This is a genomic window from Pontibacter sp. JAM-7 (genome assembly GCF_048548695.2).
Taxonomy (GTDB): domain Bacteria; phylum Pseudomonadota; class Gammaproteobacteria; order Pseudomonadales; family Balneatricaceae; genus Neptuniibacter.
In genome coordinates this window covers 240,927-258,215 of sequence record NZ_JBLYIF020000004.1, presented here as the reverse complement: position 1 = coordinate 258,215, position 17,289 = coordinate 240,927, and the positions used below count along the sequence as shown (strand labels likewise).

Annotated in this window: 14 protein-coding genes; 9 read left to right on the top strand and 5 right to left on the bottom strand. The window is 53.2% G+C overall.

Features of this window, described 5'->3' with window-relative positions:
* The first annotated feature begins 62 nt into the window (after positions 1-62).
* Together ACFVYJ_RS07410 and ACFVYJ_RS07405 are read left to right on the top strand one after the other, a co-directional pair.
* Positions 63-497 (top strand): GFA family protein, encoded by a 435-nt coding sequence (locus ACFVYJ_RS07410; protein WP_419414643.1) that lies wholly within the window; start codon positions 63-65, stop codon positions 495-497.
* 16 nt (positions 498-513) lie between these two features.
* A complete protein-coding gene (locus ACFVYJ_RS07405) occupies positions 514-840 on the top strand; it encodes an antibiotic biosynthesis monooxygenase family protein (protein WP_419414644.1) in 327 nt (108 codons plus the stop codon).
* Between the two features lie 7 nt (positions 841-847).
* Here ACFVYJ_RS07405 and ACFVYJ_RS07400 read toward each other — a convergent pair whose 3' ends face one another.
* On the bottom strand, positions 848-1,237 hold the full coding sequence (locus ACFVYJ_RS07400) for a VOC family protein (protein ID WP_419414645.1): 390 nt from the start codon (positions 1,235-1,237) through the stop codon (positions 848-850).
* Positions 1,238-1,384: 147 nt separating this feature from the next.
* On the opposite strand from ACFVYJ_RS07400, the gene ACFVYJ_RS07395 reads away from it, so the two are divergent.
* The 4 genes from ACFVYJ_RS07395 to ACFVYJ_RS07380 all read left to right on the top strand — a co-directional run bounded on the left by ACFVYJ_RS07395 (position 1,385) and on the right by ACFVYJ_RS07380 (position 8,473).
* Positions 1,385-2,248, top strand: a complete 864-nt coding sequence (locus ACFVYJ_RS07395) for an MBL fold metallo-hydrolase (protein ID WP_419414646.1) — start codon at positions 1,385-1,387, stop codon at positions 2,246-2,248.
* 43 nt (positions 2,249-2,291) lie between these two features.
* Positions 2,292-4,025: a bifunctional protein tyrosine phosphatase family protein/NAD(P)/FAD-dependent oxidoreductase gene (locus tag ACFVYJ_RS07390; RefSeq protein ID WP_419414647.1), complete on the top strand. Its 1,734-nt coding sequence runs from the start codon at positions 2,292-2,294 to the stop codon at positions 4,023-4,025.
* Between the two features lie 20 nt (positions 4,026-4,045).
* Entirely contained in the window at positions 4,046-5,788 is a 1,743-nt protein-coding gene (locus ACFVYJ_RS07385; RefSeq protein ID WP_419414648.1) for a SulP family inorganic anion transporter, read from the top strand.
* Between the two features lie 336 nt (positions 5,789-6,124).
* Positions 6,125-8,473: an ABC transporter substrate-binding protein gene (locus ACFVYJ_RS07380; RefSeq protein WP_419414649.1), complete on the top strand. Its 2,349-nt coding sequence runs from the start codon at positions 6,125-6,127 to the stop codon at positions 8,471-8,473.
* 46 nt (positions 8,474-8,519) lie between these two features.
* Here the strand turns inward: ACFVYJ_RS07380 and fba are convergent, their stop codons facing one another.
* The 4 genes from fba to tkt all read right to left on the bottom strand — a co-directional run bounded on the left by fba (position 8,520) and on the right by tkt (position 13,908).
* Positions 8,520-9,584, bottom strand: coding sequence for a class II fructose-bisphosphate aldolase (fba, locus tag ACFVYJ_RS07375; protein ID WP_419414650.1), 1,065 nt, complete (start codon positions 9,582-9,584; stop codon positions 8,520-8,522).
* Between the two features lie 72 nt (positions 9,585-9,656).
* Positions 9,657-10,817, bottom strand: coding sequence for a phosphoglycerate kinase (locus ACFVYJ_RS07370; protein WP_419414651.1), 1,161 nt, complete (start codon positions 10,815-10,817; stop codon positions 9,657-9,659).
* A 30-nt stretch (positions 10,818-10,847) separates the two neighbouring features.
* Positions 10,848-11,876 carry a type I glyceraldehyde-3-phosphate dehydrogenase gene (locus ACFVYJ_RS07365; RefSeq protein ID WP_419414652.1) on the bottom strand — a complete coding sequence of 343 codons (1,029 nt, stop codon included), beginning with the start codon at positions 11,874-11,876 and terminating at the stop codon, positions 10,848-10,850.
* Between the two features lie 37 nt (positions 11,877-11,913).
* Positions 11,914-13,908, bottom strand: coding sequence for a transketolase (tkt, locus tag ACFVYJ_RS07360; protein WP_419414653.1), 1,995 nt, complete (start codon positions 13,906-13,908; stop codon positions 11,914-11,916).
* Positions 13,909-14,196: 288 nt separating this feature from the next.
* Between tkt and metK the strand changes: the two genes are divergently transcribed.
* From metK to gshB, 3 genes are all read left to right on the top strand, one after another.
* On the top strand, positions 14,197-15,387 hold the full coding sequence (metK, locus tag ACFVYJ_RS07355; protein ID WP_419414654.1) for a methionine adenosyltransferase: 1,191 nt from the start codon (positions 14,197-14,199) through the stop codon (positions 15,385-15,387).
* Between the two features lie 140 nt (positions 15,388-15,527).
* Entirely contained in the window at positions 15,528-16,256 is a 729-nt protein-coding gene (locus ACFVYJ_RS07350) for a 16S rRNA (uracil(1498)-N(3))-methyltransferase (protein ID WP_419414655.1), read from the top strand.
* A 68-nt stretch (positions 16,257-16,324) separates the two neighbouring features.
* On the top strand, positions 16,325-17,275 hold the full coding sequence (gene gshB, locus ACFVYJ_RS07345; protein ID WP_419414656.1) for a glutathione synthase: 951 nt from the start codon (positions 16,325-16,327) through the stop codon (positions 17,273-17,275).
* The last annotated feature ends 14 nt before the right edge of the window (positions 17,276-17,289 follow it).

The following is a 17,289-nucleotide window of genomic DNA, read 5'->3' as shown; positions in this document are numbered from 1 at the left end:
GCTGTTTATGGTTTTAACTCTATACAGCTCAATGCAAGGCTTATCATCGACAGGAGAGCACCATGTCTCAAATCACCGGCAGTTGCCTATGCGGTCAGGTCAGCTTCACAATCCAGCCCCCTTACTTAGTGTTCCAAAACTGTTTCTGCTCACGTTGCCGTAAAAGCAGCGGTAGCGCCCATTGCAGTGGGATTATTATGCCCCCTGGACAGTTCAAATGGCTGACGGGTGAAGCGCAGGTTGGCCGCTATGAGATACCTGAGGCTGAGCACTATGCCACCGGCTTCTGCCAACGCTGTGGCAGTAACATGCCCTGGCTAACCCAATGCGGCTCAGCAATGGTTGTGCCTGCGGGCAGCCTCGACAGCTCGCCCCAGGCGCTACCGGAACAAAATATTTTCTGGGACAACCACGCCGACTGGTATCGGTTACCCGATACTCTAAAAACTTTCGTCGCTGCGCCCGGCCAATCCGCATCAACCAGCATTAAGCAATAACCCAGGGAGAGAAGGCATGTTTGCAGTCATTTTTGAAGTCTGGCTTAGGCCTGAGGGACGCGATCAATACCTGGAAATTGCCGCTGAAATGCGCGAAAAAGTCGCGCAGATCGAGGGTTTTATTTCGGTAGAGCGTTTTCAGAGCCTGACGGAAGAGGGCAAGCTGGTGTCGCTGTCATTCTGGCAGTCCGAAGCCGCCATTCAACAATGGCGCCAACAGATAGACCATGGCCGCGCGCAGAGCCTGGGGCGCCACCAGCTGTTCAAGGACTACCGGCTGAGAGTTGCTCATATTATGCGCGATTACGGGCCTGACGACAGGCAGCAGGCGCCGAATCCATAAGCACTGGCTACTGCTGTATTCCCATCCAGAAGACCTGCCAGCAGTGTGCATCAGGGTCACTAAAGCTACGACCATAAACCAGACCATGGTCGATGGCACCACCCACTGCTTTAGCCCCGGCATTCATGGCGCAGTCATACAGCCGCGCCACCTCATCCCGTGTATCCACCTGCAAGCTGAGAAAGGCCTTGGCCGCTGTTTCGCTATCACTACCGGAATCCTGCTTTGCCTGTTGATAGCCAGCATGCGTATGCAGCAACAGCTGGACCCGGCCCTTGGCCAGCGCAGTCATCTCGGCACCAGACAGCTGCAGATTTACAGCAAAACCAAGCTGCAGATAAAACGCTGTTGCTCGATCCAATGATGCAACCGGCAAATTGACAAACAATACCGACATAATAACTCCGATTATTTAATACCAAGCACAGCAGGCATTTAACTTGAACAAAAATCAACCATTAATGCTTGGCAAAACCCACTGGATTTTCTATCATATTTAAAAATGTTATATGCATATTCTATTTAGTTATTTAAAGGTCTCATTATGAAACCAATTGTCACAACCTTTTTCGATGAACCCACGTTCACCTACAGCTATATCGTGCAGGACCCTTCCAGTAAACACTGCGCTATCATCGATTCTGTGTTGGACTTTGATTATGCCAGTGGTACCACATCCACCGCATCAGCTGACGCAATTCTGCGTTTTATCGAACAACAACAGCTCAGCGTCGACTGGGTACTGGAAACCCATGTCCACGCAGATCACCTGTCCGCGGCACCTTATCTGGCAGAACGGTGCGGTGCCAAATTAGGTATTGGCATGAATATCACCATCGTCCAGGACACCTTTGGTAAGGCCTTTAACGCCGGCAGCGAATTTTGCCGGGACGGTAGCCAGTTTGACGCGCTATTTAACGATGGCGACAGTATTTATATTGGTTCGCTAACCGGTAAGGCTATTCACACCCCGGGGCATACACCCGCCTGTATGACCTATGTTTTTGCTGACGCGGCCTTTGTTGGCGACACCCTGTTTATGCCCGACTATGGCACCGCCCGCTGCGACTTTCCTGGTGGCGATGCAGCCACCCTTTACCGCTCTATTCAGAAAGTCTTTGCCCTGCCAGACGATACTCGACTGTTTATGTGTCACGACTACAAGGCACCGGGGCGAGATAGCTATGCCAATGAGACCAGTGTCGCGGAAGAGCGTCAGCACAATATTCATGTTGGCGAAGGCATCAGTGAGTCTGACTTCGTCAAAATGCGTCAGGCCCGTGATGCCACGCTGGCTATGCCCCGCCTGATTCTGCCATCAGTTCAGGTCAACATGCGGGCAGGACAAATGCCACCAGCAGAAGAAAACGGTCAGGTATATCTCAAGGTGCCCATTAACCTGTTTTAAACCGGCAACCACCTATAACAAGAATGACATTCCGGAGATGACTATGGATGTTCGCCAACTAACGCCATTTATCAGCGTGTCCCCTCAGCTTACCAGCAGTGATATTGGCCTTGTCGCCTCACAAGGCTTTAAAGCCATTATCTGCAACCGGCCTGCCAACGAAAGTGAAGATCAGCCGGATATGGCTGAACTGCAGGCCGCAGCAGAACTGCAGGGGTTAGCATGGCACGACCTGCCAGTGATCGCCGGAAACATCACCGATACTGACATTCAGAGCTTTGCCCAGTTGCTACAAAATCTACGCGGCCCGGTACTGGCGTTCTGCCGCACGGGAACGCGCAGCAGCACGCTATGGGCGCTGTCCGAAGCACCCAGATTGTCAGTCGATGCGATCCTTGCTACCACCGCCTCCGCTGGCTACGATCTCAGCGCCCAACACGAGCGTCTTCAGGCACTGAGTGAAAACCCGACTACCACACCATTAACGGTGGCGGGCAGTCGTCATGACGTTGTCATTGTCGGTGGCGGCGCGGGAGGCCAAGCAGTTGCCCACAGCCTGTTGAAACGCGCGCCCGATCTGGATATAGCGATCATCGAACCGCGCACTGAACACTACTACCAACCAGGCTGGACCCTGGTAGGTGGTGGCGTATTTGACCGCCGCGACACCGTCCGAGCCATGCGTGACGTCATGCCCGAACGTGCTAAATGGTACCAGGCCGCCACTGCGGGTTTCGCCCCGCAACAACAGCAGGTGATACTCGAAGACGGCGAGCGTATCGGCTATCGCATTCTGATTATCGCCCCTGGCCTAAGCCTGGACTGGGATGCAATACCCGGTTTAAAGGACACCCTGGGCAGCAATGGTGTTACCTCTAACTACCAGTTTGATCTGGCACCCTATACTTGGGAGCTGATTCAAAGTCTGCGCAATGGCAAAGCCCTGTTTACCCAACCTCCCATGCCTATCAAATGTGCCGGTGCGCCACAGAAAGCCATGTATCTGGCCTGTGACCACTGGACTCGGCAGAATCGCATGCAGGATATTCAGGTGGAATTTTGTAACGCCGGCGGCGCTCTGTTCGGCGTCGCCGACTATGTTCCTGCATTAATGGAATACGTGAAGAAGTACGCTATCCAACTCAATTTCCAACATAACCTGGTAGCGGTAGACGGCAACGCCAAGACAGCGTTATTCAAAACCGTCGACGCAGAAGGCAGTGTCAGCGAAATTGAAAAACCATTTGATATGATGCATGTCTGCCCACCCCAGAAAGCACCTGCTTTCATTGCTGACAGCCCACTGTCAGATGCCGCAGGCTGGCTCGACCTGAATTCAGAAACCCTGCAACACAAGCAGTTCGGCGATATCTTCGGACTCGGCGACGCGGGCAATAGTCCAAATGCAAAAACGGCAGCAGCAGTACGCAAGCAAGCACCCACGGTTGCAGAAAACGTCTTGCTCGCACTGCAGGGCGAATCTCCCCGGGCAATATACGATGGCTACGGCTCATGCCCACTAACGGTTGAGCGTGGCAAAATTGTCCTGGCCGAGTTTGGTTATGGCGGCAAACTGCTGCCCACCTTCCCAACCTGGCTGATCGACGGTAAACAACCGAGTCGCCTATCCTGGTTCCTAAAGGAGAAGATGCTGCCCTGGATCTACTGGAATGCCATGCTAAAAGGCCATGAATGGCTAGCCAAACCAGAAATTCTGGCCCACAAGCCAACCGCCCATGAAGCGCAGCAAGCCTGCGACTTCCGTGACAAAACATAACCCGTAATTCGGATCACCAGATGAAGCTGCAACGTATCCTACCGATGCTTGAGTGGGCCAGAGTCTACGACAAGCCCACGTTTACCAGTGATTTGGTTGCGGCCGCTATTGTCACCATTATGCTGATCCCGCAGTCGCTGGCCTATGCCTTGCTGGCAGGACTGCCAGCCGAGGTAGGCCTGTATGCCAGCATTTTGCCCCTGGTTGCCTACACCCTGTTTGGCAGCAGTCGCACTCTGGCAGTCGGTCCTGTGGCTGTGGTTTCACTGATGACGGCCGCCGCCGTCGGTAACCTGGCGCTACAAGGCACGGCTGAATATCTGGCGGCAGCCATCGCACTGGCCTTTCTCTCCGGCGTCATCCTGATATTGATGGGAATATTCCGGCTTGGCATGCTGGCCAACTTCCTCAGCCATCCAGTGATATCCGGTTTTATCACTGCATCCGGGATTATCATTGCCGCATCTCAGTTGAAACACCTGCTAGGCGTCAATGCCAGCGGCCATAACCTGTACCAAATTCTGTTCAGCCTCAGCAGTCAGTTAGACAACCTGAACTGGCCGACGCTGATCATCGGTATCAGCGCGACAGGGTTTCTGTTCTGGACCAGAAAACAGTTAAAACCTTTACTCATAAGATCCGGGCTGTCTCGCCGCACCGCAGATATTCTGACCAAGGCCGGTCCCGTCTTCATGGTGGTGGCCACCACACTGGTAACCTGGGGCGGCGACCTGCAAAACAGTGGCGTCAAGGTCGTTGGCAGCATACCTCAGGGGTTACCGGGGCTCAGCCTGCCGAGTTTCAATCCGGAGGTATGGGAACAACTCCTGGTTTCAGCGTTGCTCATCAGCGTGGTCGGCTTTGTCGAGAGTGTCTCCGTTGCCCAAACCCTGGCCGCAAAACGCCGCCAACGAATCTCACCTGATCAGGAGCTAATTGGTCTTGGCAGTGCCAATATCGCCAGTTCGATCTCCGGCGGTTTTCCTGTCACCGGCGGCTTTTCTCGCTCTGTGGTCAATTTTGATGCCGGCGCAGCAACGCCAGCTGCAGGGGCATTTACTGCCCTCGGTATCGCCATTGCCACACTGTTGCTGACGCCGCTGCTGTTTTTTCTGCCCCAGGCCACATTAGCCGCCACCATTATCGTTGCCGTGCTATCACTGGTAGATCTCGCTGCCCTTAAACGTACCTGGCAATATTCGCGCAGTGACTTTTCTGCCATGCTGGCAACCTTGCTGCTTACCCTGGCAGAGGGTGTTGAAATTGGCATTGTCGCGGGTGTCGGGCTATCGATCCTGCTCTACCTATACCGTACCAGCAAACCTCACAGTGCCATTGTCGGCCGGGTTCCGGGAACGGAGCATTTCCGCAATATCGACCGGCATGAGGTAGAAACTGATGCCAGCCTGCTAACACTGCGGGTAGATGAAAGCCTCTATTTTGCCAATGCCCGTTACCTGGAAGATTTGGTGTATGACTTGGTGGCGCGTAACCCAAGGGTCAAACATCTTATTTTGATGTGCCCTGCAGTCAATCTCATTGATGCTTCCGCCCTGGAAAGCCTGGAAGCGATCAACCAGCGGTTACAGGACAGTGGGGTGTGCCTACACCTGTCAGAGGTTAAAGGACCCGTAATGGATCAATTGCAACGCAGCCAGTTTTTGGTCGCGTTAAGTGGCCAGGTATTTCTCAGCCAGTTTGATGCCTGGAACCAGTTACGTCAGCCAACCACGCAAACACAGGTCACAGCGATAGTTGATTAACACTGAGTTCAACCTGACTTAAACGCTGTTTTAAAACAAAGAGAGTCGTGACAGCAGCTCCCTATCATCGCCGCCTAAACCTAGATATGGATTGTAATAACCTGTCTCATCCCAACCATCTAGCGATGAATATTGAGAAAAATAGTTAAAAAACAATTAAAAAGCCGAATAAAACCTCTTCTCGGTGTCAATCCACAACCCAAGACTCCCATTCTTGGCCTAATGCCAGAAAATGCGCCCTTGTCATAACAACTTTCAAACAGATGACTTAAAAAAACAGCCACCACTTATACAAAGTACACCTATTATTTATATAGGTTAATTAAGGTGGGTTATATGAACCATATATTCCGGGACAGAATGGGCTTGCCATCTGTCCTGACGCTGTTATTGCTTCTTTTAATACCGCTACAACCATTGCTGGCAGCAGGCGATATTGTCCGCGTCCAATTACTATGGAAGCATCAGTTTCAGTTCGCCGGCTATTACATGGCGAAGGAGAAAGGCTTTTATAAGCAACAGGGCATTGAACCTGAGTTCCTCGAACTGTCATCTGGTGAAGATCCGGCCGATGTTGTTACACGAGGTGATGCCGAGTTTGGTATTGGCCGCTCATCCCTGGTAGTGCAACGGCTCACTGGCAGTCCTGTGGTGGCTTTACTGGCCGCATTTCAGCAATCCCCTCTGATGCTAATGTCTCGTGCCGACAGCGGCATTCAGTCTCCCGCTGACCTCAAAGGCAAGCGTGTAGAGATCACTCTGGAAGCGCAGCAAGGCTCAGAAATTATCGCCATGCTACTGAAATATGGCGTCACCCTGGACGACATAGTATTAGTGCAGCACTCCTTCGCTCTGGATCAACTGACAGCCGGAGAGACGGATGCGGTAGGTTCCTACATCTCAAATGAGCCCTATGCCATGTCCCTCAAAGGGATCGAAGTGAATCAAATTCACCCCCAAGATCATGGCTTTCCCATGTACTCTGATATTCTCTTTACCAGTGAAAATACTGCCCGCACACAACCCGATCTAGTGCAACGATTCAAACGTGCCACGGTGCAAGGCTGGCTATACGCGTTTGACCATATCGACGAAACCGTGGCGCTCATCATGCGCGAGTATAACTCCCAGGAACGTAGCCAAGACGCGCTGACCTATGAGGCTGAAAGTCTAAAAGCACTGGCATTTGACGATATGGGGCTGTTTGGCAGCCTCGAAGAATCACGCTTTCAAGCCATGGCCAATGTCTACCGACTTACGGGTCAGCTCGATGGCGATATTGATCTGTCCGGATTTGTTTTCTGCTGCAGTATAAACCCTGAAAACAGCCTGCAGATTTCGCTAAAAGAGCGACAAAATCTGGCTCAGCTACCGAAATTAACGGTGTGTGTCGAGCAGGACTGGATGCCGTTTTCCGGTGTTCGCAGCAATGATATGCAAGGCATTATCGTTGACTACACCCAGCAGCTGTTTCAGTCCCTGGGGCTGAAATATCAATGGCGTGTCACCGATCATTGGCACCAGGCTTCTGCGATGCTGCACAGTGGGCAATGCGATATTCTCAGCGGCGTGCTCAATCTTATGCAAGGCAATGAACTGGCAGCATTCTCCAAACCGTTTTTCAGTATGCCGATGGTTGCCGCCAGTCGAAATGGGGAAGGTATAGAGAGCATAGCCCTGCGCCGTGGCCGGGTCGGATTTCTCTCCTATCATGGACTTGGCCGGCTGTTAGAAGGGCGCCACCCTGGTCTCAAACTGAGAGAAATTGCTTCGGTGGCTGAAGGCCTGCGACAGGTACAAAACGGTGACCTGGATACATTTATCGATGCCGAAGCCAGTATTGCGTTCTCCCTGCGCGAAGCCAATATCAGCAACCTGGTGATTGATGCCAGCATTCAAGACTCATGGGATCTGGGTTTTACCGTTGCGGAAGAGAATAGTTACCTGCTCCCTCTGCTGGAGAGGTCTATGGACAGTCTGGAGGCTCAGTTCCGCAATGAGGTTGCCACCCGCTGGTTACCGCTAACCTACAAGCCCCCGATTGATCCTGATGACCTGGAAAGGCTGATACTGATCTTGGTCGCAATCGCAGCGGTGTTCGGCTACCGCTACTACGCCATTCAAAAAAACAACCGCATTCTGGAGAAAATTGTCCACGCCGACCCGCTCACCGGGGCAAAAAACCGTTATGCCATGCAGCAGCAACTGCAACTGCATATTAACCTCGCCGCGCGCAGTGACAGACCGCTGAGCGTGATTTTTCTGGATATTGATAACTTCAAACAGATCAATGACCATTTCGGTCACAGTCAAGGCGACAAGGTACTGATTGCCGTCTGCGAAGCCCTACAGAATGGATTGCGCATCACCGATCAACTGGGTCGCTGGGGTGGTGAGGAGTTCCTGGTGGTGCTGCCAGATACTGATATTGAGGGCGGTAGCCAGGTAGCAGAAAAACTGCGCCAGCACCTAAAAAGCGCCTCAACAGAAGATTTTAAATTACCCACCTGCAGCTTTGGGGTCGCCGAATGGCAAACTGGTGAGAGCCAGGACGATCTGGTCAGACGCGCCGACAATGCTCTGTATCAGGCCAAGTACCGAGGCAAAGACATGGTACGACAAGCCTTTTACCCCATCCCGTCAAAACCCATGCCGATAAAATCACAGCCCAGACAGCCATATTAGACACAAAAAAGCCGCCCTTAAGGCGGCTTGTTAAATGCAACTGGGCTTACATTACTTTCACGTCCAGCTCACCCTTCTCATAGCGCACCGCCATATCTTCCAGTGCTACAGCTCTGATCTTATCGGCATGACCTGCAGTACCAAAGGCTTCATAGCGCGCGACACAGATATCGCTCATCGCTTCCATGGTTTTCTTCAGATACTTACGCGGATCAAACTCGGCCGGATTTTCCGCCAGGAAACGACGAATCGCACCGGTGGAAGCCAGACGCAGATCGGTATCAATATTCACCTTACGCACACCGTACTTGATGCCTTCGACAATCTGCTCAACCGGCACACCATAGGTTTCCGGAATCGCGCCGCCAAATTCATTGATGATCGCCAGCCACTCCTGCGGCACAGACGAAGAACCATGCATCACCAGATGGGTTTCTGGAATACGGGCATGAATCGCCTTAATGCGGTCAATCGCCAGAATGTCACCAGTAGGTGGCCGGGTAAATTTGTATGCGCCGTGACTAGTACCACAAGCAATGGCCAATGCATCGACACCGGTTTTCTTGACGAAGTCAGCCGCTTCATCCGGGTCAGTCAGCATCTGATCATGGGACAGCGTACAATCCGCACCGATACCGTCCTCTTCACCGGCCTGTCCGGTTTCCAGAGAACCCAGGCAGCCCAACTCGCCTTCTACCGACACGCCACAGGCGTGGGCCATTTCTACCGTACGACGGGTTACATCAACGTTGTACTCATAACTGGATGGCGTTTTGCCATCACCTTTCAACGAGCCATCCATCATCACTGATGAGAACCCCATCGCAATGGAACGCTGACAGACTGCCGGTGAAGTACCATGATCCTGATGCATGCACACCGGGATATGTGGGAACTCTTCAATCGCCGCCAAAATCATATGGCGCAGGAAATTGGAACCAGCGTACTTACGGGCACCGGCAGAGGCCTGCACGATAACCGGAGAGTTGGTTTTGTCCGCCGCTTCCATGATGGCACGCATCTGTTCCACGTTATTTACGTTAAACGCCGGGATGCCATAGCCGTATTCTGCCGCGTGATCCAGCAGCTGACGCATGGAGATTAAAGCCATTGTGTCACCTATTTATGTTGATTATGCATGCCTGAGGGCATGTATCAGGGTGCTCACAGGCACCCTGAACCATTAACTGTTTTTTGCTTCCAGAGCTGCGACTGCAGGCAACACCTTGCCTTCAACGAATTCCAGGAACGCACCACCGCCGGTGGAAATATAAGACACCTTATCAGCGATAGCGTATTTGTCCACCGCTGCCAGCGTGTCGCCACCACCAGCAATGGAGAAGCCCTTATTATCAGCGATCGCCAGGGACAGTGCTTTCGTACCTTCACCAAACTGATCAAACTCAAACACACCCACCGGACCGTTCCAGATAATAGTGCCGGCATCTTTCAGTAAACTCGCCAGGGCCGCTGCAGAGTCAGGGCCGATGTCCAAAATCATGTCATCTTCCGCCACGTCTTCCACCGCTTTCACGGTTGCAGTTGCGGTTTCCGCAAACTCAGTGGCGACAACCACGTCGGTTGGCAGCGGGATGTTCACCCTAGCCATCAGCGCTTTGGCCACCGGCACCAAGTCATGTTCACACAGCGATTTGCCGACTGGCTTGCCCGCAGCGGCCAGGAAGGTGTTAGCAATACCGCCTCCAACAATCAACTGATCGACTTTATCTGACAATGAATTCAGAACTTCCAGTTTAGTGGAAACTTTAGAACCACCCACAATCGCGGTCAGTGGCCGGGCAGGCTTATCCAGCGCCTTACCCAGTGCATCCAGCTCACCAGCCAGCAGTGGACCCGCACAAGCCACCGGCGCAAAGCGGGCTACGCCATGAGTGGAAGCCTGGGCGCGATGCGCGGTACCGAAAGCATCCATCACAAATACGTCGCACAACGCTGCATAGGCCTGAGCCAATTCATCAACATCTTTTTTCTCACCCTTGTTGAAGCGCACGTTCTCCAGCAACACCAGCTCACCGGCGGCAACATCAACCCCTGCGGCAAAGTCCTTGATCACTTGAACATCACGCCCCAGCAATCCAGCCAGGTGGTTTGCCACGGGCAGCATAGAGAAAGCTTCATCATATTCACCTTCAGTCGGACGACCCAGGTGAGACATCACAATCACTTTCGCACCCGCATTAAGGGCCAGCTCTATAGTGGGCAAAGACGCCCGAATCCGGGCATCGGAGGTAACAACACCGTTCTTAACCGGCACGTTAAGATCTTCCCGGATCAGCACGCGTTTGCCGGCCAGATCCAGATCGGTCATTTTCAATACGCTCATTGACGTGTCCTACAGGTTGTAAAAATTAAATCAGTTACGGCTGGTCGACAGATCCAGCCAGCGCTTCGCCACATCCAGCATCCGATTGGCAAAGCCCCATTCATTATCAAACCAGCACACCAGCTTCAGCAGACGACCTTCACACACCCGGGTTTGGGTGCCATCCACAATGCCAGAGCGGGTGTCATGGTTAAAATCCACCGAGGCATGGGGTTCTGCGGTATACCCCAACAACCCTTGCAAGCGCCCAGCCGCAGCCTGCTCAAGCAGCCGGTTCACTTCAGCAACATCGGTATCCCGTTTCAGGTTTAGTGACAGGTCCATCATCGATACGTTGATGGTGGGTACCCGTACATGCAGGCATTCAAACTTACCCGCCAGTTGCGGCAATAAACGGTCGATACCCTTACTTAACCCGGTATCCACCGGCACGATCGACTGCATGGCACTGCGGGTCAGCCGCAGGTCGGTCTGGTGATAGCTATCAATGACCGGCTGGTCATTCATGGCAGAGTGAATCGTTGTCGTCACACCATTAACGATTCCCAGTTCACGATCCAGCAGATCCAGCAACGGCACAATGCAGTTAGTGGTACAGGACGCAGCGGAGACGATTCTATGCTCCGCCTGCAGTGACGTTTCATTGACACCACAAACCACAGTGCAGTCCACCTCGGCAGTGGCTGGCTGCGAAAATAGCAGCCGCTGTGCACCCTGGGTAATATGCCGCTCGGCGTCCTGCCGGGTTTTAAAAGACCCGGAACATTCAAATAGCAGATCAATATTCAGGTCAGCCCAGGGTAGCTGTTCGGCTTCAGCGTGATTCAGTAACAAAATCTGATCACCATTAATATTCAGATGATTCTGATCCTGCTGCACCGGTAACGGAAAACGGCCATGCGTCGTGTCATAGCGGGTCAGATAAGTGACCGTCTCCGGGTCAGACAATTCATTGATCGCCACGACCCTGAGCTGATCCTGATAGCCATTTTCGTAGATCGCCCGCAGCAGACACTGACCGATGCGGCCATAGCCATTAATTGCGATTCGATAACTCAACGCAGTCACTCACCTAGGCGGGGCCAAGCCCCACGCTTTAAAGTACAGATTTAACTGTGACCACAACGTTGTCGACAGTGAAGCCAAAGTATTTGAACAGGTCACCTGCCGGTGCTGACTCACCAAAGGTAGTCATACCCACAATGGCACCATTCAGGCCCACATACTTGTACCAGAAGTCAGCCTGAGCCGCTTCTACCGCCACACGTGCAGTGACAGCTGCCGGCAGCACACTTTCACGATACGCCGCATCCTGCTGGTCAAACAACCGGGTTTCCGGCATAGACACCACGCGTACCTGCTTACCTTCAGCGGCCAGCGCCTCGGCGGCATCCATCGCCAACCCCACTTCGGAGCCAGTGGCAATCAGGATGGCATCCGGCTGACCGTCACTATCACGCAGGATATAACCGCCACGGGCGATATTCGCCAGCTGTTCATCGCTACGTTGCTGGTGCGGTAGCGCCTGACGGGAGAAGATCATCGCGGTTGGACCGTCGGTACGTTCCAGTGCTGTTTTCCATGCCACCGCTGATTCAACGGCATCACATGGACGCCAGCAGCTCATATTCGGCGTGTGACGCAGGTTGGCAATCTGTTCGATTGGCTGATGAGTCGGACCATCTTCACCCAGACCAATGGAGTCATGGGTATATACGTGGATCGCCCGTTGCTTCATCAGCGCCGCCATACGCACTGCATTACGCGCATACTCCATAAAGACCAGGAAGGTAGCGCCGTAAGGAATAAAACCACCATGCAGAGCAATGCCGTTCATCATGGCTGACATGCCAAATTCGCGCACGCCGTAGAACATATAGTTACCATCGGCATCATCTCTACTGACACCCTTGCAACCAGACCACAGTGTCAGGTTAGAACCGGCCAGGTCGGCGGAGCCACCCAGCAGTTCTGGCAACATCGGACCATAGGTATTCAGCGCATTCTGCGATGCTTTACGCGAGGCAATGGTTTCACCCTTAGCCTGCAGCTCACGAATCCAGCTATCCGCTTTTTCAGCAAAATCAGCTGGCAGATCACCAGAGATCCGACGCAGCAGTTCCGCCGCTTCCTCTGGGTATTCAGCACGGTAAGCCGCAAAACGGTCATTCCACTCATTTTCCGCATGGCTGCCAGCTTCCCGGGCATCCCAGTCCGCAGCAATATCTTCGGGAATGGTAAAGGCAGGCTGTGTCCAGCCCAGACGTTCACGAGTCAGGGCAATTTCATCATCACCCAACGGCGCACCGTGGCAATCTTCCTTACCTTCTTTGTTCGGCGAACCAAAACCGATCACGGTTTTACAGCAGATCAGGGTCGGTTGCTCAGTGTTTTCCTGTGCTTTAACAATCGCATCACGAATCTGGTCGGCATCATGGCCATCCACTGCCGGAATTACCTGCCAACCATAGGCTTCAAAACGCTTGGCAGTATCGTCGGTAAACCAGCCTTCCACTTCACCATCGATGGAGATACCGTTGTCATCCCAGAACGCAATCAGCTTGCCCAGCCCCAGCGTACCCGCCAGAGAACAGGCTTCGTGGGAGATACCTTCCATCATGCAACCATCACCCATAAAGGCATAAGTGTGGTGATCGACAATATCGTGGCCTGCACGGTTGAATTGTGCCGCCAGCACTTTCTCTGCAATGGCAAAACCCACCGCATTGGTGATGCCCTGACCCAGTGGACCTGTGGTGGTTTCAACACCCGGGCAGTAACCGTATTCCGGATGGCCTGCAGTTTTGGCATGCAACTGACGGAAATTTTTCAGATCATCGATGGACACATCGTAACCAGTGAGGTGCAACAGGCTATAGATCAACATGGAGCCATGGCCGTTGGACAGAATAAACCGGTCACGATCAAACCATTGCGGGTTGGATGGGTTGTGCTTAAGGAAATCATTCCATAGCACCTCGGCAATATCCGCCATACCCATAGGGGCACCCGGGTGACCTGATTTAGCTTTCTGTACGGCATCCATGCTCAATGCGCGAATCGCATTGGCAAGTTCTCGACGAGAGGACATTCACTCAGCTCCTGGGCACCGGGCCCATCGATAGAATTCGGGGAAAATTTGCGCGCAATTTTCCCCCAGATAGCAGCCAGCTTCAAATCAGATTTAGTGTTTTCGTGAAAAAATGAGTCTTTTTCATGCAAAAACGCATTTTTTTCATCGCCAAACGGATTGTACGTTAGGCATTCAACTTTTGCGGGGGTACAATACCGCCCTTTCCAGACTGGGCCTCTGTGCATTGTCCTGCCAGCCCAACTAATATTTCTTTCCGAAGACAAACTTTCCGAGGGTCTCCCGAAAATGAGCGAATACGGCTTGTTTACCTCAGAATCCGTTTCTGAAGGTCATCCAGACAAAATTGCCGACCAGATCTCCGACGCAGTACTGGATGCCATCATTGCTGAAGACAAATATGCCCGCGTCGCCTGTGAAACCATGGTGAAAACCGGTGTCGCTATTGTCTCTGGTGAAATCTCCACCAACGCCTGGGTCGACCTGGAAGACCTGGTGCGAAAAGTTATCTGCGATATCGGCTACACCTCATCTGATGTCGGTTACGACGGCGCGACCTGTGGTGTCCTCAACATCATCGGCAAACAATCAATCGATATCGCCCAAGGGGTTGACCGCAGCAAACCTGAAGACCAGGGCGCCGGTGACCAGGGCCTAATGTTCGGTTACGCCTCTAATGAAACGGATGTGCTGATGCCAGCACCAATCACCTATGCTCACCGTTTAGTAGAGCGTCAGGCGGAAGCACGCAAATCCGGCCTGCTGCCCTGGCTGCGACCGGATGCGAAATCTCAGCTGACTTTCCGTTATGAAAACGGTAAGCCCGTGGCGGTAGATGCACTGGTACTATCGACCCAGCATAACCCCGATGTCACACAGTCCGATCTGCGTGAAGCGGTCATGGAGCTGATTGTTAAACACGTTATTCCTGCCGAATGGATCACGGCGGACACCCGTTTCCACATCAACCCGACCGGCAACTTTGTCATAGGTGGCCCGGTGGGTGACTGTGGCCTGACCGGGCGCAAGATCATCGTTGATACCTACGGCGGCATGGCCCGCCATGGTGGCGGCGCGTTCTCCGGTAAGGACCCATCCAAGGTGGACCGTTCTGCGGCCTATGCTGGCCGCTACGTTGCCAAAAACATCGTGGCTGCCGGTCTGGCGGATCGCTGTGAGATTCAGATCTCTTACGCCATCGGTGTTGCCGAACCAACCTCAGTGGCAATCAATACCTTTGGCACCAACAAGATCCCGGATGAGCGTATCATCCAGCTGGTTAAGGAGCACTTTGATCTGCGCCCCTACGCCATCACCAAGATGCTGGACCTGCTGCACCCGATGTATCAAGCAACCGCGGCTTATGGTCACTTCGGTCGCAACCCGTTTGAGATGGAATTTAAAGGCGATGTTTTTACCGCCTTTACCTGGGAACGCACTGATAAAGCCGACGCCCTGCGCGACGCTGCTAGCTTGTAAGCAAATACCCACGCAAACAGAAAAGCACCTTCGGGTGCTTTTTTTGTGCCTGATTATCACTGCAGCGCGCACTCAAACGAGGGTGCAATTTAGCGTTTGATCCCGGATAATCCATGCATCATTAACGGGTTGAATCTGCCATGAGAATTCCACGCTTTTATGAACCCCAGCCATTCAGCACAGGGGGAACCATTCAGCTGAGTGACGATGTAATTCAACATGTCTGCCGCGCCTTGCGCATGCGCCCCGGCGATGCACTGTGCTTATTCAATGCCGAAGGTGTCGAATGCCGAGCCGAGCTGGTGCAGGTCGAAAAACGCGCCGCCACAGCACGTATCATCGCGCATACCGAACCTAAGGTAGAATCGCCTTTGGCCGTTACCATAGGCCAGGTGCTGTCCCGTGGTGAACGTATGGATTACGCAGTACAAAAAAGCACCGAGCTAGGTGCAAGCCGCATCTCACCACTGTTTTCCGAACGTTGTGAGGTCAAACTCGTCGAACAACGGCAGGAAAAACGTACCCGCCACTGGCAACAGGTCGCCATCAGTGCCTGTGAGCAAAGTGGCCGGGTCATACCACCGGAAATCGACGCCCCAACAGGGTTGGCGCAATGGCTGAGTAAACAGGATGCGGAACTCAAGCTGGTACTACACCATCATAGTCAGCAGCCATTGGAGGACATCAGCCGCCCCGGCTCAGTGGCGCTGCTGATCGGCCCCGAAGGCGGGCTGACCGAAGCCGAGGTGGAGCTGGCTATGCAACACGGCTTTCAGCCACTGGCATTAGGCCCCAGGGTAATGCGTACAGAAACGGCGCCGGTGGCGGCCCTGTCGATCCTCAACTATCTCTGGGGTGATATGGGCTGATGCTATCCGCCACCCATGCACTGGGGTACACTCAAAAACAAACGCGCTACAGGTATGTTTAACTTCCTATGACCATCAAACTTGGCATCATCATGGATCCGATAGAAGCGATCCATTACAAAAAAGACAGCTCACTGACCATGCTGCGTGCTGCACAGGAAAAGGGTTGGGAACTCTGGTATATGGAACAGCATCATCTGTTCTCCCGCGATGGCAAGGTCCAGGCCAGCATGGCACCACTCAGCGTTGCCATGAACCCCGCAGATTGGTTTCAGCGAGGCGACTATCAAACCAAAGCCCTTGCCGATCTGGATGTAATCCTGATGCGCAAGGACCCGCCGTTTGATAACGAATTTATCTACACTACCCATCTGTTGGAGCAGGCCGAGCGCGAAGGTGTGCTAGTGGTCAACCGACCGCAGAGCCTGCGTGATTTCAACGAAAAGTTGTTTGCCACCCACTTCCCACAGTGCTGCCCGCCAGTCTTGGCCAGCCGTGACCCTAGCCGGTTAAAAGCCTTTCATGCCGAACAGCAGGATGTGATCTTCAAACCCCTGGACGGCATGGGCGGATCACAAATTTACCGAGTCAAAGCGGACGCCCTGAATCTGGGGGTCATTATTGAGACGCTGACCGAGCATGGCAGCCGTACTATTATGGCTCAGCGATACATTCCGGACATCGTCTCCGGCGACAAACGTATTCTGATGATCGATGGCGAGCCAGTGCCCTACGCCCTGGCACGAATTCCCACCGGTACTGAAACCCGCGGTAACCTGGCGGCAGGCGGTCGCGGTGAAGGCCGCGAGCTAACGGAGCGCGACCGCTGGATCTGTGCCCAGATAGCCCCAACGCTAAAAGCAAAGGGACTGCTGTTTGTCGGGCTGGATGTGATCGGTGACTACCTGACCGAGATTAATGTCACCAGCCCAACCTGTATCCGCGAACTGGATCAGCAGTTTGGTCTGGATATCGGCATGCAGTTAATGAACTGCATCGCCAATCAGCTGAAACGTTAACAGTATAATGGAGC